General features: G+C 67.1%; 22 protein-coding genes. 16 read left to right on the plus strand and 6 right to left on the minus strand.

What is annotated here, in order from left to right; genetic code table 11:
- Positions 1-182: 182 nt before the first annotated feature.
- Positions 183-983, plus strand: coding sequence for a S1 family peptidase (locus ACYVN4_RS01560; protein ID WP_460717404.1), 801 nt, complete (start codon positions 183-185; stop codon positions 981-983).
- A 21-nt stretch (positions 984-1,004) separates the two neighbouring features.
- Here the strand turns inward: ACYVN4_RS01560 and ACYVN4_RS01565 are convergent, their stop codons facing one another.
- A complete protein-coding gene (locus tag ACYVN4_RS01565) occupies positions 1,005-1,634 on the minus strand; it encodes a hypothetical protein (RefSeq protein WP_460717405.1) in 630 nt (209 codons plus the stop codon).
- A 158-nt stretch (positions 1,635-1,792) separates the two neighbouring features.
- Between ACYVN4_RS01565 and ACYVN4_RS01570 the strand changes: the two genes are divergently transcribed.
- On the plus strand, positions 1,793-3,010 hold the full coding sequence (locus ACYVN4_RS01570) for a serine/threonine-protein kinase (protein ID WP_460718327.1): 1,218 nt from the start codon (positions 1,793-1,795) through the stop codon (positions 3,008-3,010).
- A gap of 45 nt (positions 3,011-3,055) precedes the next feature.
- On the opposite strand, the gene ACYVN4_RS01575 is transcribed toward ACYVN4_RS01570, so the two are convergent.
- Positions 3,056-3,736: a hypothetical protein gene (locus tag ACYVN4_RS01575; RefSeq protein WP_460717406.1), complete on the minus strand. Its 681-nt coding sequence runs from the start codon at positions 3,734-3,736 to the stop codon at positions 3,056-3,058.
- A 54-nt stretch (positions 3,737-3,790) separates the two neighbouring features.
- Between ACYVN4_RS01575 and ACYVN4_RS01580 the strand changes: the two genes are divergently transcribed.
- The 4 genes from ACYVN4_RS01580 to ACYVN4_RS01595 all read left to right on the plus strand — a co-directional run bounded on the left by ACYVN4_RS01580 (position 3,791) and on the right by ACYVN4_RS01595 (position 5,645).
- Entirely contained in the window at positions 3,791-4,363 is a 573-nt protein-coding gene (locus tag ACYVN4_RS01580; protein WP_460717407.1) for a TetR/AcrR family transcriptional regulator, read from the plus strand.
- 25 nt (positions 4,364-4,388) lie between these two features.
- On the plus strand, positions 4,389-4,886 hold the full coding sequence (locus ACYVN4_RS01585) for a pyridoxamine 5'-phosphate oxidase family protein (RefSeq protein WP_460717408.1): 498 nt from the start codon (positions 4,389-4,391) through the stop codon (positions 4,884-4,886).
- Positions 4,887-4,965: 79 nt separating this feature from the next.
- Positions 4,966-5,331, plus strand: a complete 366-nt coding sequence (locus ACYVN4_RS01590; protein WP_460717409.1) for a type II toxin-antitoxin system RelE/ParE family toxin — start codon at positions 4,966-4,968, stop codon at positions 5,329-5,331.
- Positions 5,328-5,645, plus strand: coding sequence for a helix-turn-helix domain-containing protein (locus ACYVN4_RS01595; RefSeq protein ID WP_460717410.1), 318 nt, complete (start codon positions 5,328-5,330; stop codon positions 5,643-5,645). Before ACYVN4_RS01590 ends, ACYVN4_RS01595 begins: the two co-directional genes overlap by 4 nt.
- 8 nt (positions 5,646-5,653) lie before the next feature.
- Here the strand turns inward: ACYVN4_RS01595 and ACYVN4_RS01600 are convergent, their stop codons facing one another.
- Complete coding sequence (locus ACYVN4_RS01600) at positions 5,654-6,622, minus strand: helix-turn-helix transcriptional regulator (RefSeq protein WP_460717411.1); 969 nt, start codon at positions 6,620-6,622, stop codon at positions 5,654-5,656.
- Between the two features lie 99 nt (positions 6,623-6,721).
- Between ACYVN4_RS01600 and ACYVN4_RS01605 the strand changes: the two genes are divergently transcribed.
- The 5 genes from ACYVN4_RS01605 to ACYVN4_RS01625 all read left to right on the plus strand — a co-directional run bounded on the left by ACYVN4_RS01605 (position 6,722) and on the right by ACYVN4_RS01625 (position 10,742).
- Positions 6,722-7,348 carry a TIGR03086 family metal-binding protein gene (locus ACYVN4_RS01605; protein ID WP_460717412.1) on the plus strand — a complete coding sequence of 209 codons (627 nt, stop codon included), beginning with the start codon at positions 6,722-6,724 and terminating at the stop codon, positions 7,346-7,348.
- A 75-nt stretch (positions 7,349-7,423) separates the two neighbouring features.
- Complete coding sequence (gene ychF / locus ACYVN4_RS01610; protein ID WP_460717413.1) at positions 7,424-8,503, plus strand: redox-regulated ATPase YchF; 1,080 nt, start codon at positions 7,424-7,426, stop codon at positions 8,501-8,503.
- Between the two features lie 18 nt (positions 8,504-8,521).
- Positions 8,522-9,022: a nucleoside deaminase gene (locus ACYVN4_RS01615; RefSeq protein ID WP_460717414.1), complete on the plus strand. Its 501-nt coding sequence runs from the start codon at positions 8,522-8,524 to the stop codon at positions 9,020-9,022.
- A gap of 305 nt (positions 9,023-9,327) precedes the next feature.
- The gene (locus tag ACYVN4_RS01620) at positions 9,328-10,014 is read left to right on the plus strand and encodes a GNAT family N-acetyltransferase (protein ID WP_460717415.1); all 687 of its coding nucleotides are present in this window, start codon (positions 9,328-9,330) and stop codon (positions 10,012-10,014) included.
- 185 nt (positions 10,015-10,199) lie between these two features.
- Positions 10,200-10,742 (plus strand): hypothetical protein, encoded by a 543-nt coding sequence (locus ACYVN4_RS01625; protein ID WP_460717416.1) that lies wholly within the window; start codon positions 10,200-10,202, stop codon positions 10,740-10,742.
- 16 nt (positions 10,743-10,758) lie between these two features.
- On the opposite strand, the gene ACYVN4_RS01630 is transcribed toward ACYVN4_RS01625, so the two are convergent.
- On the minus strand, positions 10,759-11,235 hold the full coding sequence (locus ACYVN4_RS01630) for an MmyB family transcriptional regulator (protein WP_460717417.1): 477 nt from the start codon (positions 11,233-11,235) through the stop codon (positions 10,759-10,761).
- A gap of 138 nt (positions 11,236-11,373) precedes the next feature.
- Between ACYVN4_RS01630 and ACYVN4_RS01635 the strand changes: the two genes are divergently transcribed.
- From ACYVN4_RS01635 to ACYVN4_RS01650, 4 genes are all read left to right on the plus strand, one after another.
- Entirely contained in the window at positions 11,374-14,979 is a 3,606-nt protein-coding gene (locus tag ACYVN4_RS01635; protein ID WP_460717418.1) for a BTAD domain-containing putative transcriptional regulator, read from the plus strand.
- A 52-nt stretch (positions 14,980-15,031) separates the two neighbouring features.
- A complete protein-coding gene (locus ACYVN4_RS01640) occupies positions 15,032-15,688 on the plus strand; it encodes a CHAP domain-containing protein (RefSeq protein ID WP_460717419.1) in 657 nt (218 codons plus the stop codon).
- Between the two features lie 157 nt (positions 15,689-15,845).
- Complete coding sequence (locus ACYVN4_RS01645) at positions 15,846-17,072, plus strand: hypothetical protein (protein WP_460717420.1); 1,227 nt, start codon at positions 15,846-15,848, stop codon at positions 17,070-17,072.
- 277 nt (positions 17,073-17,349) lie between these two features.
- Entirely contained in the window at positions 17,350-18,078 is a 729-nt protein-coding gene (locus tag ACYVN4_RS01650; RefSeq protein WP_460717421.1) for a DUF1906 domain-containing protein, read from the plus strand.
- On the opposite strand, the gene ACYVN4_RS01655 is transcribed toward ACYVN4_RS01650, so the two are convergent.
- Positions 18,079-18,444 carry a hypothetical protein gene (locus tag ACYVN4_RS01655; RefSeq protein WP_460717422.1) on the minus strand — a complete coding sequence of 122 codons (366 nt, stop codon included), beginning with the start codon at positions 18,442-18,444 and terminating at the stop codon, positions 18,079-18,081.
- 101 nt (positions 18,445-18,545) lie between these two features.
- Entirely contained in the window at positions 18,546-19,298 is a 753-nt protein-coding gene (locus ACYVN4_RS01660) for an Rv1157c family protein (protein WP_460717423.1), read from the minus strand.
- A 381-nt stretch (positions 19,299-19,679) separates the two neighbouring features.
- Here ACYVN4_RS01660 and ACYVN4_RS01665 point away from each other — a divergent pair, with 381 nt between their 5' ends.
- The gene (locus ACYVN4_RS01665; RefSeq protein ID WP_460717424.1) at positions 19,680-20,897 is read left to right on the plus strand and encodes a mannosyltransferase; all 1,218 of its coding nucleotides are present in this window, start codon (positions 19,680-19,682) and stop codon (positions 20,895-20,897) included.
- Positions 20,898-21,066: the final 169 nt, after the last annotated feature.

Here is a 21,066-nt window from a genome sequence, read left to right on the forward strand (position 1 = left end):
CGATCGGGGTGATGTCGGTCGCGCCGGGGGTGGGGTGGGCCGAGGATCCTCCGGGGGAATCGGAGGGGGTGTTGCCGCCTTCGCTGGTGGTGGCGATTCAGCGGGATTTGGGGATGGATGCGGGGGAGTATCTGCGGCGGGTGGATTCGGCTCAGCGGCAGGCGGGTTCGGGGATTGATGGGGTGGCGCGGCTTGCCGGTGCGGATGGTGCGCAGGTTGCCGGGGGTGATCGGTTTCTGACCGATGCCGGGTATGCCTGTTCGTGGGCGTTCAATGCCGTTGACTCCGAGGGGAATCCGGCTGTGATCACTGCCGGGCACTGTGATGCGGCGACCGAGAAGGAGGATCGGCCGGATACTCGGGGGCAGACTTTCGATCTCACCCCGGCGCTGAAGCGCGGGGAGCAGACCGGGGCGTTCGAGAAGTCGGTGATGGACGGTGTTCGTGACTACGCCGTCGTGCGCATTGCCGAGCCGTTTCAGGATTCGTTCCGCAACAACCTGATTCGCGGTATCGACGGCACGGTGCCGATCACCGGCGTCGGCTATCCCGTTGTCGGCGAGCCGGTGTGCAAGGCCGGTGCCACTACCGGCTTCACCTGCGGCGTCATTCTCAGTGTCGACCAGCCCGACCCGCTGCGGCCGCCTATCCGCTTTACCCACACTGCTTTGTCCCTGCCTGGAGACAGCGGTGGTGCGCTTTTCTCCGGAAGCCTCGCCATAGGCATTGTCAGTCGTGGCGGATACACCGACGATCCGTCTCAATACCCCACCGACAAACCGGATCCCGTGAATGCGGTACTCCCGGCCCCGCTCGACCAACTGGCCAAACGCCTCCTGGCGGGCGACGGTCAACCGGCCTTCGAACAGCTCTCCCCGCTGATCGATGCCGTACTCCGCGCCTACCCTCAGCTCACGATGATCGCCCAATCCATCGCCGACGTCATGGTCGAGAACCCGGGTCTCCGACTCCGCACCGAATGAGCCCGGAAATCCGGATGTCGGTCAGCAGAATGTGATCAGGGTGTTGTTGGCGAGGGATACTCGGGCGTTCTCGAACAGGGTGAGCCAGACGAGGCGTTCGCGGCTGAGCGGGTGGTCGTCCTCGGCCTCGTGGAGTGCGGTGGCTTCGGTATCCGGTAGCTGGTCGTCGACCAGCATGATGCCGAGATACGGTGCCACGTAGACGAGTTCGCTCATCAGTCGGACACTGGAGCCGAGGATACCGCCGGGCAGCCGATTCTCCTCGTCCTCGGGTATCACATGCTCGAAATCGACAGGAACGTAATAGCCTTCGCAGTCGGAATGGCAGATCAAGTGGGACTCGAAGTCGTAGGTGACCTCCTCGACCAGAGGATCCTCGGAAGCGTGTTCCGAATCGGGCAGCGGCGTCACCGGCTGCCCAGGATTCGTCAGCGCGTGCGCGTAGGCGCGCCGCAAGTAGTGCACCATGCTGTACGGAAAGCTCGACATGTGAGCACGCGTGACCGCAGCCCCGTATGCCTGCGGCTCCACGTGCGCCGGCAGCCCATTGTCGATCAGCAGCTTGTTGATCACGTCGAGATCGGACTCGAAGTCCGTATCCCCGTTGGCAATCGCGTAAGCGAGTGCGTGCGTCGTCACTCCAAGTCCCATGGCGGCGAGCGTACGAGAGCCTACCGACAACCTCGCCCGATACTCGACCGCTGAATTCGTGCCGAATGAGGCCGTCACAACGGTCCTGCCGATGTGGTTCTCGCCGTAGAGTCGATCCCGTATCACGGTACGAGATGGGGGCGCACGCAGTGGGCAGCATGCTCGAGCCTGGCGACAATTTCGCCGGCTACCAGATTCTCGAGCTGATCGGCGCAGGCGGCATGGGTGAGGTCTACCGTGCTCGTGACCGCGACGGGCTACCCCGGGACGTTGCGTTGAAAGTGCTACACAGCACCGTCAGTCACGACGCCGACATCCGCAAGCGCTTCCAGCGCGAGGCGGATATCGTCGCGGCGCTGGACCATCCGAATCTCGTGACTATCTTCGCGCGAGGCGACTACCAGGGCCATCTCTGGTTCTCGATGCGTTACGTGCCTGGAACCGACCTCGCACGGGTGCTGAAGCGAGAGACCCGGCTCGCACCGGAACGAGCGGTCCGCATCCTCGCCGAGACGGCCGCCGCCCTCGACTGTGCCCACACCGCGAATGTGCTCCACCGTGATGTGAAGCCCGCCAATATCTTGCTGACCCGCGCGCCTCAGGAACGAGCCCTGCTGACCGACTTCGGAATCGCGAAAGACACTGGTTCGGAAAGCGTCGCGACCGCTACGGCACACCTACTGGCAACGTTCCAATACTTGGCGCCGGAGCGGATCACCGCTCCACGGACCGTCGACCATCGCGCCGACGTCTACGCACTCGGTTGCACTCTCTATTACATGTTGACCGGGGAACTTCCATATCCGCACCGTGATGTGCCGCTCCTTCTCAACGGCCACATCAACGGACCGATTCCATTGGCCAGCAACAAGAATCGTGATCTTTCGGCTCGGTTCGACACCGTGATTACGAAGGCGCTGGCCAAGGATCCGCTCCAACGCTTCTCCAGCTGTGGTGACCTGGCCGAAGCAGCGCGTGAGGCGATGACCCGCACTCCCCGGCCCACGGCGAATCCCGGGGAAGCTGGACCGGCAGGTCGGCCGACTCCCCAGGCAGTCGTAGCGGACCCGCCGCCGCGTAGTCGAAATGCCAACCATGCGCGTAGTGGTTCATCGGTTCCGGCAGCGAAGAAACCCGCGCGACCTGCGACCGCCCGTGGCCCTGCCAAGGCCGCGCAAACCGATCCTCCGCAATCGGCGTCGGGGAGCAACGGGGATGCCGCGATGGGGTGCGCTGTACTTCTTGCCATACCAGCCATGCTCGGTGGCGGTATCTGGTCGGTGGTCACCGGGCATTGGGCTTGGCTGGGATGGATCGGAATCGTTATCAGTCTGCTGATCGCCGGATTCCTGGCCTTCCTGGCAATCTTCGACTGAGACGCGGCCCGGCCACGATCCCTGCGCCCCATCAATTTGCTCCCTTCAGCCGAAGGAGATGAGGGTGTTGTTGGCGAGGGAGATGCGGGCGGCTTCGAAGAGGGCCAGCCAGACCAGGCGGGCCGACCAGTAGGGGCGTTCGTCGTGGCCGGGGGCGGAGAATGCGGCCAGGGCGGTGTCCGGTAGTTGGTCGTCGATCAGGGTGATGTCGAGGTAGGGGGCGACATAGATGAGTTCGCGCAGCAAGCGTTGACTGGAGCCGAGCATGCAGCCGATCGGATACTCGCCGTCCTCGTCCTCCTCGGTGAAGAGGACTTCGTTGAAATCGATAGGGACATAATAGCCTTCGCAGTCGGAATGAACGATCAGATGGCAGTCGAGGTGGATGGCGATGTCGTCGATCATCTCCTCGCCGGAAGGCTGGCAATCCGAATCATCAAGGGGCAGTGGCTTATCCGGAAATGTCACCGCGTGGGCATAGGCGTAGCGGAGGTGATGCAGCATTCCGTAGGAGAAGCACGCCTCGTGCTCCCGCTCCGTCGCGGGGCCGCACACCCGTGGTTCCTGATGTGCGGGAAGCCCATTCTCGGTCAACAGCTTGTTGATCAGCTCGTGGTCGGCGACCAGCAAGGGCCAAGGGTCCCCTCCCCGGGCGATGTCGTGCGCGAACTCATGTGTCGATATGCAAAGTCCCACGGCGCGGAGCATAGGTTCGGGGGCCGACATGGTCGATCCTATTGCTTCTAGGTTTAGGCTCAGGGCACGGATGAGAGGAGCGGGATGTCGCCACGGGTCGGGTTGACCAGGGACCGGGTCGTCAGCGAGGCGGCGGAACTGGTCGATGAGATCGGCTTCGAGAAGCTCACGCTGTCGGCGCTGGCTCGACGGGTGGGCGTGAAGGATCCGAGCCTTTATGTCCATGTCCGCAATCTGCACGATCTGCGGGTGCGGGTTGCCCTGTTGGCCAGTGCGGAGTTGAACGAGCGGATCGGGGCGGCGGTGGCGGGGCGGTCGGGGAAGGATGCGCTGGTGGCGTTTGCGGGTGCCTATCGCGGCTATGTGCTCGATTATCCGGAACGGTATGCGGCTACGCAGATTCGGATGGATCCGGCGGAGGTTGCCGGGGAGCCCGCGCTGGTGCGCAGTATCGAGCTCACCGCGGCCATTCTGCGTGGCTACGGGCTGGGGGAGTCCGAGGAGTTGGATGCGGCGCGCCTGCTGCGCAGTACTTTTCACGGGTTCGCTACTTTGGAGGCCGCGGGTGGCTTCGCCCATTCTCGTCCTGCTGCCGACACCTGGCCGCATATCGTGGACGCCCTCCACCAAACCCTCTCGAATTGGCCCTCGTACTAGATCGCCACGCTGCTAAGGTCCGGTCATGTGGTGGGGACAGGTTCGAGAAATCGCCGAACGAGCACGCCGGTCGACCGGCCATTTCGCGATCGCATCCGTTGACCCCGAAGGCATTCCGAACATCACCCCGGTAGGGACGGTGTTCTTCCGCGACGACAGCACCGCCTTCTACTTCGACCAGTACACCTCGACACTGGCCCGCAACCTCGACACCAACCCGCAGATCTGCCTGCTGGCGGTCGACAGCGGCTCCGGGTTCTGGTTCCGCTCGCTACTGCGCGGCCGTTTCTCCACCCTGCCCGGAGTGCGCCTCTACGGAACCGCCGGTCCGCGCCGCCCCGCCACCGAGTCTGAGCTGAACCAGGTCCGCAACCGAGTCCGCCCCATGCAATTCCTCAAGGGTGGCCGCCTACTCTGGTCCAACTTCACCCACGTCCGCGACATCACCTTCACCACCGCCCGCCCCGTCCGCTACCCGGTCATGATGTCCCATCTCCCCCAGGAGGATTCACTCCCACTCTGATGCTCGAACCGCCGGTCGTCGGTAGCGGATCGTGTGAACTGCACCCGAGGTGGGTATAGTTATTCCTATACTGCCTCGCGTGGCAGACCAAGAGTGGGATATCTACGTGGTCGACGAGGTCCGTGAGTGGATCACACAGCTGGAAGAACCCGAATATCGACGGGTGGTGCAGGCGATCGACCTGTTGGCGGAGCTCGGCCCCGGCCTGGGTCGCCCGCTGGTGGACACCGTCTCGGGTTCTGCGATCCCGAATCTGAAGGAACTACGGCCGGGCACCGTACGCATTCTGTTCGCCTTCGATCCGTGGCGGTCATCGATCATGCTGGTGGCCGGCGACAAGTACAAGCGATGGCGGTCTTGGTATCAGTCGGCGATTCCGCTGGCTGAGCAGCGGTACGAGACTTATCTGACGGAGCGGCGAGAAGAGATGGAGGGTCGGCGATGAGCGGACACTCGCGGTGGCGGGACATCCGCGGAGAGTTCGTCGAGAAGGCGGGCGGTGAGGATGCTGTCGCTGCTGGGAAAGAGGAACTGCTGGCGGAGATCATCGGGCATCGACTGGCCGAGATCCGGCGCTCGAGAGGGATGACGCAGCAGCAGCTTGCCGAACGAATGGGAGTTACGAAGGGGCGGGTCTCCCAGATCGAGCAAGGCAGCATTGCCGGTTACGAACTGCTCGCTCGTTACGCGAATGCGCTCGGCGGGCGCCTGCATCAGTCCATTCATTTTGAAGATGGTGAGATCTCGGCCATCGCATGAGCTCTCGCTCACTGGGCTCGCTGCGGTTCAGGTTGCGTGGCCGCCGCGTAGCGGCGGGCGAGGGTTTGGATGTGGGTGACGAGGGCCGGGGGTGAGTCGACTCGGAAGTCCATCATGAGCATGCTGAGGTAGATGGCGATGGTTTCGAGGCGGTCGGCTCCGGTCAGGAGGAGGCAGGAGGTGTCGTCGAGGGGTTCTACGACGCCGACCGTGGGGTTGATTCGGGCTATCACCGTTTCGGCGGGGGCTAGGACCGTTACGCGGGCGTGGACTTGCCAACCGGTGGAGGCGATTTCGCGCAGGACGAAGGCGACCAGGTCGGTGTCGGGGAGCGAGCGCGGGGCGAAAGCGCGGGTAGCGGGGGAGATTTCGGTGAGGGAGGCCACGGGGAGGGCTTGCCAGGTGTGGGATTCGAGGCTGTAGGCGACCAGGTACCAGCGGCGTTGCCAGCTGATGAGGCGGTAGGGCTCCAGCTCGTGGGCGTCGGCGTGGATGGTGGTGGTGGCGCGGATGGCGGTGGCCAGGATGGCGAGGGTTTCGGCGGGGACGGGGGCGTCGGGTTCGCGGGAGCCGGTGACGGCGGGGCCGATGTCGGTGACGGCGCGCAGGGCGGTCACCTTGCGCTGCAGTCGTTTCGGGAGGATGCGATCCATTTTCGACTGGGCGCGTTCGAGATTGGCGTGGATATCGGCGATGCCGGTGCTGCCGTCGGCGGCAATGTTCATGGCCACCGCGACGGCGACCGCCTCGTCGTCGTCGAGCAGCAACGGCGGCATGGTCGCGCCCTGGCCGAGCCGATAGCCGCCGACAGGGCCGCGTGCGGCGTGCACCGGGTAGCCGAGCTCGCGCAGGCGGGCGATGTCCTGACGCAGCGTGCGGTCCGTGACGGCGAGGCGTTCGGCCAGGTCACGGCCGGTGTGGGTGCCGTCCTGCAACAGCGACAGCAGCCGCAGCAGACGGGTTGTGGTGGAGGTCACATCGGTCCTTTCGATCGCCTCGCTTATTAGGAAGAAAATCAGCCTAATCGGGTCATACCTTTATCTCAACGGATCGAAACGACCTGAGAGGCAAGAACAATGAGCAACATCGAGCAGACCTCCACCCCCGCCACCACCCTCGCCCCGGTCTGGCGTGAGGTGCTCGCCGCCTCGCACCGCGCCCTCACCGACGTGGTCGCCGGTGTCGGCGACGACCAGTGGAACAACCCCACCCCCTGCTCGGAATGGACTGTGGCGCAGGTGATTCAGCACGCGGCGGGCGATCAGCTGGCCTACGCCAAGTTCCTCGGCATCGGCGACGGTCCCGCCTACAACCCGTTCGAGCCGTCCGGCAGCATCGACGGCAAGGCCACCGAATTGGTTTCCGCCGCAATCGAACCCACCGCCACCGCCTGGTCGACCGTCACCGACGACACCGAGGCCGTCCCCACCCCGCTGCCGCACGGCGAACTCCCCACCCCCGTCGCCGCCGTCATGTGCGCCCTCGACGCCGCCGCCCACGCCTGGGATATCGCGATCGCGACCGGCCAGCCCTCGCCGCTCACCGAGGAGCTGGCAGGCCACCTGCTCACCGCCGCCCGCGGCCTGATCGAGCCGCTGCGCGACTACGGCGTCTTCGCCGCCGTCGTGACGGACCTCCCCGCGTCCGCCACCCCGGTCGCCGACGAGCTGCTGGCCTACCTGGGCCGGACCCCGCGACCCTGACCCCCGGCGGCCCCGACGACCCAGCGGACCAGGGGTGACGGTGCGGGCCGGCGGTCCGGGTAGACTCCACTTCTCGTGAGTCTCACCCTCGGAATCGTCGGCCTGCCCAACGTCGGAAAGTCGACGCTGTTCAACGCTCTGACACGCAATGACGTGCTTGCCGCGAACTACCCGTTCGCCACCATCGAGCCGAATACGGGCGTGGTGCCGCTGCCCGATCCGAGGCTGGCCGTGCTCGCCGAGATCTTCGGTTCCGAGCGGCAGCTGCCCGCCACGGTGTCGTTCGTCGATATCGCGGGCATCGTGAAGGGCGCCTCCGAGGGCGCGGGCCTGGGCAACAAGTTCCTGGCCAACATTCGTGAGGCCGACGCCATCTGCCAGGTGGTCCGCGTCTTCGCCGACGACGACGTGATCCACGTCGACGGCAAGGTGGACCCGCTGGCCGATATCGAGGTCATCGAGACCGAGCTCATCCTCGCCGACATGCAGACCTTGGAGAAGGCGGTCGTCCGCCTCGACAAGGAAGCCCGCATGAAGAAGGACCGCAAGCCGGTCGCCGACGCCGCCAAGCAGGCGCAGGAGATTCTCGACAGCGGCCGTACGCTTTTCGCCGCCCGCAAGGAAATCGACGTCGACCTGCTCAAGGAGCTCACGCTCCTGACCATCAAGCCGTTCCTCTACGTCTTCAACGCCGACGAGTCGGTGCTCACCGACGAGGCCAAGAAGGCCGAGCTGAAGGCCGCCGTCGCCCCCGCCGACGCCGTCTTCCTCGACGCCAAGGTGGAATCCGAGCTCATCGAGCTCGACGACGAGTCCGCCGCCGAACTGCTGGAATCCATCGGCCAGACCGAGCCCGGCCTGCACGCCCTGGCCCGCGCCGGCTTCCACACCCTCGGCCTGCAGACCTACCTCACCGCCGGTCCCAAGGAATCCCGCGCCTGGACCATCCACCAGGGCGACACCGCCCCCAAGGCGGCCGGCGTCATCCACACCGACTTCGAACGCGGCTTCATCAAGGCCGAGATCGTCGCCTTCAAGGATCTGGTCGAGGCCGGTTCCATGGCCGCCGCCAAGGCCGCGGGCAAGGTCCGCATGGAAGGCAAGGAATACGTCATGGTCGACGGCGATGTCGTGGAGTTCCGTTTCAACGTCTGAGTCGGTGAGGATTTCGGTATGAGCGGGACCATTCCGACCGACCTCGATATCCGTCATCTGCTCGCGGCCGTCGCCATTGCGCGGCGGGCGCGCGAGCGGGGTAATCATCCTTTCGGGGCGCTACTGGCGGGGCCCGATGGAACGGTGTTGCTGGAGGCCGAGAACACGGTGGTCACCGGGCGGGATGCGACCGGTCATGCCGAAACGAATCTGGTGCGGGCGGCGACGGCCGTTCATGATCCCGAGTTTCTGCGCGGCTGCACGCTTTACACCAGTACGGAACCGTGTGCCATGTGTGCCGGGGCCATCTATTGGGGGAATATCGGGCGGGTGGTCTATGCCCTGGGGGAGGACCAGCTTTTGGCGTTGACCGGTGCTGATCCGGAGAACCCGACGATGGCGCTGCCGTGCCGCGCGGTATTCGCCGCGGGGCAGCGCGCGGTGGCGGTGATCGGTCCGGTCGAGCTCGTCGAGGCGCGTACGGTGCACGCGGGCTTCTGGAACTCGGGGTCGGTGTAGAAATACCTTCCGGCGCATAGGTATTCGGATAAACGCAGCTCTCGGGGGAGATCGCCACGTAGTTGCGGATACCCCCGCCGGACACAGCTGAATGACACCTGTGAATCAACCGCGCGACGCGCGGTAGAACGCATGAAATTTACATGCCGCCTGCGGCGCGGTGCGCTGGTGTTCCGCTATCGTTCATCCCACTATCCGATGCTGCTACTGGCGCGCCAGGGCTGGTTCGTCGATTCCGGAGTGTGTGGCCGGGGCGGCCAATGCCTGACGCGACCCCCCGACCGACTCTGAAAGATCGAGGGAACGTGCCCGTACCCGTAACTCTGACCGGCCGTCTGGTACGGCTGGAACCCCTTGCGCCGCAGCATGCCACGGGTATTGCGGAGGCCGCAGCGGGGAATCGTGACGACTATTCGTTCACGCCTGTCCCACACGGAGTGGACGAGGCGCTGGAATATGTGGCCCAGGCGCTGTCGGGGCATGCCGCCGGAACCTCGCTGGCGTTCGCGATCGTCGCGGTCGCCAGTGGCCGCGTGCTGGGCTCGACCCGCTTCACCCGTTTCGATTACTGGCAGGGCCCGGTGGTGTGGCCGCTGGTGCACGGCATGCCGAGCGGAGATCCGCTGCTGACCGTGCCGGATGCCGCCGAGATCGGCAACACCTGGCTGTCGTTGGACGCGCGCGGCGCGGGCATCAATCTGGAGTCGAAGCTGCTGCTGTTGCAGCATGCCTTCGAGGTCTGGCGGGTGCGGCGCATCGCCATGCGGGCCGATGTCCGAAACCTGCGCTCCCGCATGGCGATCGAGCGGCTCGGCGCCACCAGCGACGGGGTGCGCCGGGCGCATTCGCGCGGGCTGGACGGCGAGGTGCGCAGTACCGCCTTCTATTCGATCCTGGACGAGGAGTGGCCGACTGTCCGGGCCACCATCGAGGGGCAGCTCGCGGCGCAGCCGACCCGGCAGCGCAATCGCAGCCGACTGGTCGGAGCGTAAGCGCGGCGGGTTGTCATGATCGGACCGATTGAAAGACCGGTCGGTCCGATTACCCCTTCGCGACTATAATTCCGAGTGTTGCACCGGTCGGGCGTCGAGGAGAGATCTGTCCGAGTCTGGTAACTCGGCGAGCCGGCACGATTCGGATAGCGAAGCCAGCAACCCTCCCTGGTAAGGAGCGGCGCATGCCCGACCCCATGCGCACCAAGGTCTGCCTCTCGGACCGCGTGTCCGGATCACCCGTGCTCAGCCTGTTCCTCGTCCCCGAACCCCGCGTCCCCGGCGCCAGCGTGCTGCACCTGCTCGAGCAGACGCCGTTGTCCGCCAGGTCGATTCCGCGCCCCAACCCGCATCTCATCGACTGGCTGCAGGCGCACGGCTCACCCGCCATCCGCACCCGCTTCTACGCGCTGCCCGGACGCCACGACCCCTACGAGGTCCACCGGGAACGGCGTGAGGTGCACGCGGTGCTGCACGACCACTTCATCGTCGACCCTGGACCGATCGGGCTCGATATCGACGACCCCGACGAGCTGACCCGGCTGTCACTGTTGCCGGAACACTGGCTGGGCCGCCGCCGCATCGACGATTTCCACGACCACGCCGTGCGCACGGCCATGCTCGCCGTCTACCGGCATTTCGGCGTCGACCGCCGCATCCCGCTCATGTACCACGGCTTCGCCGAACCGGAGGACGGCTGGTTCGAGGAACCCGCCGCCCAAGCCTGAACGGCGCGAGCCGGATTCAGTCGAACGGCACCACCGTCAGCAGCCACCACGGCCGCCGCGGTGACTGGAACTCGAAGGTCTGCACATACATCCGGCGCTCCTTGCGGGTCACCGGATCGTTCATCAGCACCGTGCGCTCGCGGGGATCGAGCAGCGGCACCTCGCCCGCCCACAGTCGATCCCAGTCCGGCGAGCGCCGGGCCAGATTGACGATCTCCTCGACCCGCTCCGGATTCAGCTCCGGCGTGGCCATTCGGAACGCCGAGACCATCACTTGCGCCTCGGCCTCCCAGTCGCCCAGCCGGTAGCGGGCCATGGGTTCGAGCAGGATCGCGGTCATCAGATTGGCGCCGGGACCGGTGCCCGGGAACAGCTTTCGGAAGGCGTCGTTCGCGGCGACCACGTCGTAGCCGCCGTCGTGCAGGCAGGCCGGATGCGGAAGGCTGTGCAGCACCGCGAGATCGGGCTCCGGCGGCGGAGGGGAGTCGAACACCCTGGGCAGTGTGCGGGACAACTCTTGCTAGCGACTTCGTATCGAGTTAAGCCGGATCACAAGACAGGGCACTCTCGCAGTTTTTCTGCCATATTGAGAGGATCCTGTTTGGTTTTATTCGAAGTGGGTAACGGGGGCATGGCGCTCATAAGGATCGGGGTGCTGGGCCCACTGCACATCAGCATCGACGGACAACGCGTGCCTCCGGGCGCGCCGATGCAGTGTGCGGTGCTGGGCCGGCTGGTCGCGGCCGGTGGCCGGGTGGTGCCCACCGAACGGCTCATCGACGACCTCTGGCACGGCGACCCGCCCGCCAAAGCCGTTGCCGCGCTGCAGGTGTACATCCACAACCTGCGTCGCGTCTTCGAGCCGGACCGGCCGCGGCGGGCGCACTCGCGGGTCATCGTCTCCGAATCGCACGGGTATGCGCTCAATCTCGAGCCGTCCCAAGTGGATTCCTGGCACTTCGAGCAGCTGCTGCACGGGCACGAGGCCGCCATGCGCGACCCGGCCGGGCGGCCCGAACCCCTCGAACAGGTGCGGGTGCTGGACGCCGCGCTGGCTTGCTGGCACGGCACCGCCTTCGAATCCTTCGCCGGAATGCCTTGGGCGGCGCAGGAAGCCGCCCGCTTGCAGGCGCTGCGCTTGACCGCGGCCGAACTGCGGGCGCAGGCGGCGCTGGAGATGAACCGGCCCGCCGAAGTGGTGCTCGCGCTGCGGCCCATTCTGGAGGAGCATCCGGGGCGTGAGGAGTGCGCGCGGCTGCTGGCCGTCGCGCAGTACCGTCTGGGACAATCGCTGGACGCGCTCGCCACGGTGCGCCGCAGCCGCGAATTCCTGACCCTCGAATTCGGGGTGGATCCCGGTCCCGGACTGCGGGAGCTGGAAACCGCCATCCTCACCCACTCGGTGGACACCGAGACCGCGACCCCGCCCACCCCCGTCCGCCCCGTCGTACCCGCGCCCCGGCCCGCGCCGGAACCCTTGCCGGACACCGGATATGCCGCCCAGCGCAATGCCGTGCTGGCCGCCGCCGAGGCCGCCGTCGCCGGGCACGTGCGGCTGATCTGGCTCTCCGGGGAGGCCGGGGCCGGGAAGACCACCCTTGCCACAGCCATCACCCGGCACCTGGGCGAGGGCGGCTGGACCACCGTCTTCGGCCGCTGTCCGGAGGTCGAATCCGCACCGCCGGCCTGGGCCTGGGCCGAGGTGCTCACCGGCCTGGACGCCGCCGACCCCGAAACCTTCACCGCCGCCGACGCTTTCACCCTGGCCCGGCGCGTGGTCCGCTCCTGTCGCGAGCATTCGGCCGGGTCGCCCGTCGCCGTCGTGCTCGAGGACGTGCACGGCGCGGACACCGCCACCCTGCAGGTGCTGCGCCAGGTCGTGAACTGGCTGCGCGACTGCCCGATCCTCATCGTCGCCACCCTGCGCGGCACCGAGGCCGGGCCCGGCGTCCGCGATACCGCCGCGGCCCTGGCGCTTTTCACCGCCGACCGCATCGAGCTGGACGGCCTCGACATGGCGGGGACCCGCCGCGCCGCGGCCGCGGCCGGGCTCACCGAGCTCGACGACCGCACCGTCGAACTGCTGCGCCGCCGCACCGGCGGCAACCCGCTGTTCGTGCGCGAACTCGCCAAACTCATCGCCGCCCAGGGCCTCACCGACGTCCTGCCCGACAGCGTCCGAGACCTGTTGGGCCGCCGTATCGCCCAACTCCCCGCCGAGGTCGTCGACCTGCTGCGCCACCTCTCGGTCTGGGGCGAGGACAGCGACGTCCCCACCCTCGCCGCCTCCCTCGACCGCCCCGCCGATACCGTCATCGACCTCATCGCCACCGCCGAATCCGCCCGCCTGCTGCGCACCGACCGCGCCGGCCGCGTCACCTTCGACCACGCCCTCGTCCGCGAGACCGTCTACTACGACCTCCCCACCCTCCGTCGCACCCGAATGCACTGGGCCGCCTTCGAATACCTCCGCCACGACCCGCAGCCCACCCCCGCGGGGAAGCCTCCCCAGGTACTCGACGCACTGTGGGGAGCCGACTACCTGGTCGCCGCCCTCCTCGGTTCGCCACGGCCCGACCCCACCCCGCGCGACAGTCGAGCGCTCACCGCGCTGCGCGGCGCCGACGATGTGGCGTCGCGACCGTCCGAGCCCGCCACTGCCGGAACGGTTTCCGAACGCGAGGAGGTACAGGTTCCGCGCGGGCGGGATATCGATGCGCTGGCCCATCATGCGGCGTTGGGTGCGGATGCCGAGACCGCCACTGTCGCACTGCCTTACGTGCGGGCGGCGGCGCGACGCTGTGTGGAGCGCCGGATGCGCGCGGATGCCGTGCGGAGGTGGCGGTCGGTGCTGACGCTGCACGATCTGGCCGGGCATGCCGAGGCCGGGGCGGCCGTCGCCGATCGGCTCGCGGTGCTGGAGGCGCGGTGTGAGCTGGTGGTGGCGCTGGCGTACGACGGGCAGCACATCGCGGCCCGGGCGGCGCGCGAGCAAGCGTTGGATTTGGCCGAATCCATCGGGGGGACAGGGCTGTTGGCGCAGTCGGCCACCTGCTGGCCGACGCCCCTGATCTGGTCGGTGCACGATTGGCACACGCCGGATCCGCGGTTGCGGGAACCGTTGCGGATCGCGTCCGAGGATCCGGAACTGCCGCTGCGGTGCCGAATTCACTTGCAGGTCACGGCGGTTTTCGATCGGGCCATCGAGGATCCGTCGGCGGCGCGCATCATCGCGGCCACCGCGATGTCCATGGCCGAGCCGCTGGACGACCCGGATCTGCTCTGCACGGTGCTCAACGCGCAGGCGTTCGCGGCCTTCGCGGCGAGCGGCTTCCTGCGCGCCCACGACCTGAGAAGGCATGCGACACAACTGCTGGAGGTCGCGACCGACGCCGAACTCACCGAATTTCGGGCGCTGGCCCACTATCTGCTGTTCCGCGCCACCCTTGCCGACGCCGACCTGGTGGCCGCCGCCGGTCACGCCCGCGCCGCCAGCGCATACGCCACCGACGGGCAACTGCGGCACCTGCTCGACGCCATCGCGCCGTTCGGGATGGTGCTGGAGTTGTTGCGCGGCAACACCGATGAGGTGCTGCGCCTGCTCGCCGCGGGCTCGGCCGAGCTCGACGAGCTGGTGGCGCACTCCGGGGAGGGTGCGGCCGAACCGACCCGCGACCCGAACGCCCTGCACGTCGGCATCGCGGTCTCCATCGGCTGGCTGCGCAACGACATGTCCGAATACCTGAACGACCTGCGCGAACGCACCGCCCTCAAGCCCGAACTGTTCGTGTTCGGTTACGCCCTGGCCCTGGTGCATTCCGGTCGCGCGGAGGAGGCCCGCCGGGTGCTGGCTGCCGCGCCCCCGCTGGCCCCGCAGTTCTGGTCCACCTTCACCGCGGTCAAGGCCCGTCTCGCGATCGCCCTGGACGATCCGGCGGGCGCGCTCACCATCTACCGGCAGTTGCAGCCGTACGCGGGCACCGTGTGCGGGCTGGAGACCGGCGCCTCGGTGATGGGTCCGATGGACTACGTCCTGGCCGAGCTGGCTACCTATCTCGGTGATCACGAGCAAGCGGCCCGCCACCGCTCGGCCGCCGAACTGCTGCAGGCCCGCATGCAGGCCGAGCTGGTCGAACTCGCACCCCCGGGCGTGGGCCTGATGCAGGCCAGCCGCCTGGGTCCGATGGGCCGCAGCCGCCTGGTCGGCCATGCCCCGGGGAACTCCGTGGTCGGTTGAGACGTCCTACTTGGTAGGGCCGAGGGACGGCCGGGACCGGGGAGGGACCGAAATGACGATCGAACTCGAGCGCGCACCGCGTCGGCGACGACGCGGGCTGGTACTGGGTGTCGTTGCGCTGGTGGTGGTTTCGGCGCTGGCCGTCGGGGGAGTGATCGGGGTGCGCTGGTGGCAGCACAACCGCCACGACGAGATCTACGGTCCGCGCGCCATGGACGGGCATCTGCTGCACGATATTCCGGCCGTGGACACGGCCGCCCTGAGCCCGGAGCAGGCCCGGGTCGCGGATGTCCTACGGCAGCAATTCGACGAACAGAGCGGTCGGGACAAATACTCCGAGGGCATTGCCGAACCGTGGTGCGCCGACTTCGTCAGCTGGGTGATGCGGTCGGCGGGGCAGCCTTTGAGCAATCCGAATTCCGGCTCCTGGCGGATTCCCGGCGTCTACACCTTGGAGGAGTACTACCGGGGTCAGCACCGTTTCGAAGAGGCGAACAACGGCTATCAACCGCGGGTGGGGGATGTGGTGATGTACGCGGATTCCAGTGTCTTCCATCAACACACGAATATTGTGATTGCCGTAGATTCGGATACCATCACCACGGTAGGTGGCAATGAGGCCGGAGAATCCGGTGGCGTCGCTATCCACAAATTCCGCCCATCCGGCACATCGGGGCTGGTCGGATTCGGGCGATTGGGAACACGCTGATTCCACATTCTGGAAACACGCGGGGCGGGGTGTACTTCTGGGCGCATCTTCCGCTTACGATGGGTTTCGGTAGCGCCCGGCAGCGCTGCCGATTGATCCCTGTCCTGCTGCCCCCTCATCGGCAGGACAGGGATCCCCGCCCGAGGAAAGCAGCTGGATGACGTTGTCCGACGAACCGACCTGGATCGATTACGCCGAATTCGGCGAACGTTTCGTGGCGGCGGCGGTAACGGAAGCCCGGATCGAGTCCGCGGTCTCCAGTGTGGCCGGGCGTGGCATCACCATCGGCCCCTTCGGTATCGGCCCGGCCGGACTCGCCAGGTTCGTGGCCAAGGGCAGCATCGGCAAACCCACCGTCATCCGGCGCGGGCCGCACGTGCACTTCGACGTCATGCTCCCGGTGAAACTGCGGGTCGACGTCACCCTCGGCGGGCAGCGGCTGCGGCTGGAAGCGGTTGTGGAGATCGACCTCACCATGCACGCACGCACCGCCGACCCGCTGCTCATCGTCATCGACATCCCCCCGGTCACCGGCCGCGACGTCAGCTTCGTCATGCGCGCGCAGGCCATCGGCACGGCATGGGAGGTCCTGCTCAACCCGATCGCGCAGCTCGTGCAGCGCGAGGTCGCAGGCCGCATCAACGGGATTCTGGCCGACCCGGACTCGCAGCGCGGCCGCACCTTCGACGTCGAGGCCATCCTCAACGGCACCAACTCGCCCTATCGCGGGCGGCCCACCCACGAGTGGATCGGCTACGACGAGTTCGGCCGCCGCTTCTTCACCCGCATCGTCACCGCGGAACGGGTGCAGGAGGTGGTCGAGTCCATGGCGGGCAAGGCCATCGAGGTCGGGCCCCTGCGCACCGGGCCCGGCAACAAGGCCGAGGTGTGGGTGCAGGGCAGCGTGCGGCTGCCCAGGGTGGCCGAGGCGGGGCCGCCGGTCGCCGCACCACCGCCGGAGCCGCGGATCGCCGAATTGCCCACCACCGCCGCCGAATCGGCGCGGGTGGCCGCGGCGGCGGCGGGCGCGAACAACCACGATCCCGCCCTGGTCCGGTTCGACCTGATGATTCCGGTGAGCCTCGACATCTCGGTGGACGTACTCAAGACCAATCGGTATCGCGCCGAGGTGCAGGTGCCGGTGGCCCTCACCGCCCGGGCCGCGGACCCGTTGCTGATCGTCATCGATGCCGTGCCGCCGCGGGCGGGGGACATCGATCTGGAGATGACCGCGCAGGGCTGGCGCGCCGCCGCGCTGGGCAAGCTCGCGGGCATGCGCAAGCAGATCGCGGCTCAGGTGGCCGGTGTGGTGCGGGCCGAGGTGGCCGACGTGTCGCGCCGGACCATCGATGTGGGCGCGCGTCTGGACTCCACGCGGGTCTGATAGCTGCAGGTTTACTACTCTTCCGGGCTTGTCTGCTTTCGCCTGCATGTGACATATGGTGCCGATGTGCCCGATGAGTCTGGCGATTCCAATGTGAATATGGTGAAATGAGTCCGCGTTCAGGGCTCCCGGCGCACGGATGATCTTGTTTGTCATCGGGGAAGGTGCGCCGGGCACGCCGCATGTAGTTGTTCCAACCGGTCAGATGTGAGGCAGGGCCTCCGTCGTTCTCACACCGGCAAGTTCGACCAGCGAGTGTGTGCGAAGGAGCCCCGTGATGCGTCCTGCCCATGTCGATCGACGGAACTTTCTATCCGGCGCAACGGCTCTCGCCGCCGGAATCGCCGCCGGACTGGCCCTCCCGCCCGCCATCGCCCAGGCGAAGAAGCAGCAGCTCGGCACCCTCCTCGATTACGCCGGCGGCGTCCCCTCGCCCCAGTCCATCAGCGACGACGGTCATCTCGGTGTCATCCGCTACGTCTCCGACCGGCGACCCGGCGCGGAATGGATGGCCGGGAAGCCGCTGCTGGCCCGCGAGGTCGACGCGCTGCGCGCGGCGGGCCTGTCGGTGGTCTCCTGCTACCAGTTCGGCAAGGGCCCGACCGCCGACTGGCGCGGTGGCCTCGAGGCCGGATTGAAGCACGCGGCACGGGGATTGATGCTGCACAAGGCGGCCGGTGGCCCCGATGGTGCGCCGATCTACGCCTCCATCGACGACAACCCCAGCGACCAGGATTTCGAGACGATGATCGCCCCGTACCTGCACGGCTGGGAGACGGTCCTCGGACGCGAGCGGGTCGGGGTCTACGCCAATTCGCCCACCATCGACAACATTCGCGACGCGGGCCTGGGTTCGTACTACTGGCAGCACAATTGGGGCACCCCCAAGGGGTACGTCCACCCGTCCGCCCACCTGCACCAGTTCGAGATCGACAAGCGCGAGGTGGGTGGCATCTCCGTGGACGTCAATTCCGTACTGGCAGCGCAGTACGGACAGTGGTGGTAGCTACGTCTGGCAGTGGCAGGTCGGGTCGTAGACCAGGTCGGGTTCTTCCGGGACCACGCGCAGCGTGAAGTGATGGTCGGTCGGTTCGTCGTCGCGGCCGTCGCTGAACGCTTGACGGTCACCGGCCCACGAGAACATGGACCAGCGCGACAGCCCGGAGAATGCCGAGCCGAGGCTGCCGAACGAAGCCGACGAAATAATGGAGCCGAAGGAGCCCACCGACCCGATCGACAGCACCGAACCCACGCTGCCGATGGACAGGATCGAATAGGCCGAGCCGATCGACAGGATCGACCCCTCCGAACGAATCGAGAGGATCGATCGGCGCGAATGCAGTCCCCGCACAGGGTGAGTCACAGCGGCCATGGTGTCGGGTCTACCACACAAATCCGGCCTTGCATACGAAGCCGCCCGCGTCTTCCCGAGGGAAGACGCGGGCGGAAATCTTCGCTACCGGCGAGTGATCGCTAGGTGACGGTGAAGAAGCCGATGGTCGGCAGGAAGTTGCAGGAGATCGGCTGCGACTCCGGGTCGGCCTGGGTGGTCAGCGAACCCGAGACGACGGCCACGACACGACCGGAACCGGTATTGGCGATGGCCGACAGGGTGGCCGGGCCGTCCGGGTTGATGTGCTGGTCGTTGGTCAGGTTCATGGTGCCGGTGGCGCGGGTGTCGAGGTTCAGCCACTGCACCGTCATCGGGGTGGGCTGCGCGTCGGTGGGCTGCTTGGTGCCCAGCGCGGTGAACACGAAACCGGCCTGGCCCTGCGCGGGTCCGGGCGGGGGCAGCTGCGCCGGACCGGGGACGGCCAGTGCGGTGCCGACCGAGTCGGCCGAGGAGGAGATGCAGCCCTTGCCGATGGTCGGCCACAGGAACTGGGCGATGACCGGGCCGTCCTTCGGGAGGTCCGGGCCGCCACCGCCGCTGCCGTCGAGGAAGGTGATGACCGCGAGCAGGGTGGTCTTCACCGTGTCGGGCAGGTTGCTGGCCTCGAGCAGCTGCTTGGCCTGGGCGAGGATGGCGTTCTTGGGGCCGGCGTCGGCGATATCGGCGGGACCGGCGGCGGCGCCGATGATGGCGGGCACCAGCGAGGCCAGGGCATCGACCGGAACCCCTTCGGGGATCATCGGAATCGACGAGATGTTCTGGACCGGCGCGGGCTTCGCATAAGCCGTCGGCACGGCGACGGTGGCGCAGGCCGCCAGGGCGACTGCGGACATTGCGAACCGCGATCCTCGGGTGCGAAGCACTGGTGTAGCCGTCCTTACCTTCAGGGACCATCTAGCGGCGATGGAGCCATCGCTCCGCGCCACTCTAGGGACCGGGCTGCCGACTTGTACAGCCACGGCGCGATCTTGGCGAACTAGATCAGCTGACGTTATCGAACGAGCGACCAGAAGTGCTGTTACTGGAGTGGTCGGTGATGCAAATGTTACAGCGTGGGGCGCGAACCCGGGGCAGCCACGAGCGCGCTGCGCGCGAGATTCGTCCGTGCGATTACGCTTGTCGCGGTCCGCAATACGTCGTAGCGAGGCCCGCACTGCCGCATTCGCCCGCCGTGAACTGCGGCCGGTGATCCGCCCGAGCCGAAAGTCCGTGCCGTGAATCGACACCTCCGCCTGGCTGCCGCGGCACTCGGCATCTCGGTGCTGGCCCGCCTGTTGTGGGTGCTGGTCCTGCCCAATGGCATGAACTTCGTGGACCTGCACGTCTATGTCGACGGATCCGCGAATTTCGGCGGCGGGCACCTCTACGAATACACCGATTCCAGTAAGACACCGGACTTTCCGCTGCCGTTCACCTATCCGCCGTTCGCGGCGCTGGTCTTCTATCCGCTGCATTTCCTGCCGTTCAGCGTGGTAGCCGTCGGATGGCTGCTGGCCACCGTCGCGGCGCTGTTCGGGGTGGTGTGGCTGTCACTGGAGATGCTCTTCGGCACCGACGCCATGCGCGAACAGCGCTGGCGCACGGCCGCACTGGCGTGGACGGCCGTCGGCATGTGGCTCGAGCCGGTGCGATCCACCTTCGACTACGGCCAGGTGAACGTCTTCCTGGTGCTGCTGGCCATGCTCGCGGTGCGCAGTACCAAATGGTGGGTGTCGGGGACGCTGGTGGGCGCGGCCGCGGGCATCAAGCTCACCCCGGCGGTCACCGGTCTGTACTTCGCGGCGCGCAAGCGGTGGGTCACCGCGATCTGGTCGGCGGTCGCCTTCTTCGGGACCATCGTGCTGACCTATCTGATCTCGCCGGGGGAGACCAACAAATACTTCCGGGAGCTGCTCGGCGACGCCCGCCGGATCGGACCGGTGGGTTCCTCCTCCAATCAGTCGCTGCGCGGCGCACTCAGCCGCCTGCTCGGCCACGACGTGGTGTCCGGTCCGGTCTGGATCGCCGCGGCGCTGATCACCGCCGTGCTGGCCTTCTTCGCCTGGCGCACACTGGCTTCCGATGATCGGCTGGGCACGCTGCTGATCGTGCAGCTGTTCGGGCTGATGGTCTCCCCGATCTCCTGGTCGCACCATTGGATCTGGTTGCTCCCGGTGATCCTGTGGCTGCTCTACGGTCCGCTGCGCGAGGCGGCCGGGGCGCGGGTGCTGGCCGGTTACTGGCTCGTCGTGACGCTCATCGGTGTGCCGTGGGTGCTGGGCTTCTTCCAGAAGTCGATCTGGACCATTTCGCGGCCGGGCATCCTGTCCTGGCTGGGCGCGGTGGACGTGATCGGCGTGCTGGTCTTCTACGTCTGGATCATCCGCGCCGGGCGGGTCGGCGCGGGTCGGCCCGCTGACCGGTCCCAGCAGCAGGAGCCCTGCGATCGGTGAGCTGAGGATCGAGTCCTCAATCTGAAACGCCAGTGCCCCAAAAATTGGTGCCCCGGACGTTGGTGCCCTGGACATTTGGGCCGCGCGCGAAATTCGCTGGCGTCCTTACTCTTACGGCGCGCCGCAAGGCGTTCTCGCCAGCCGTGAACTCCGGTCGGTGATCCATCCG

The organism is Nocardia heshunensis, from assembly GCF_054782115.1.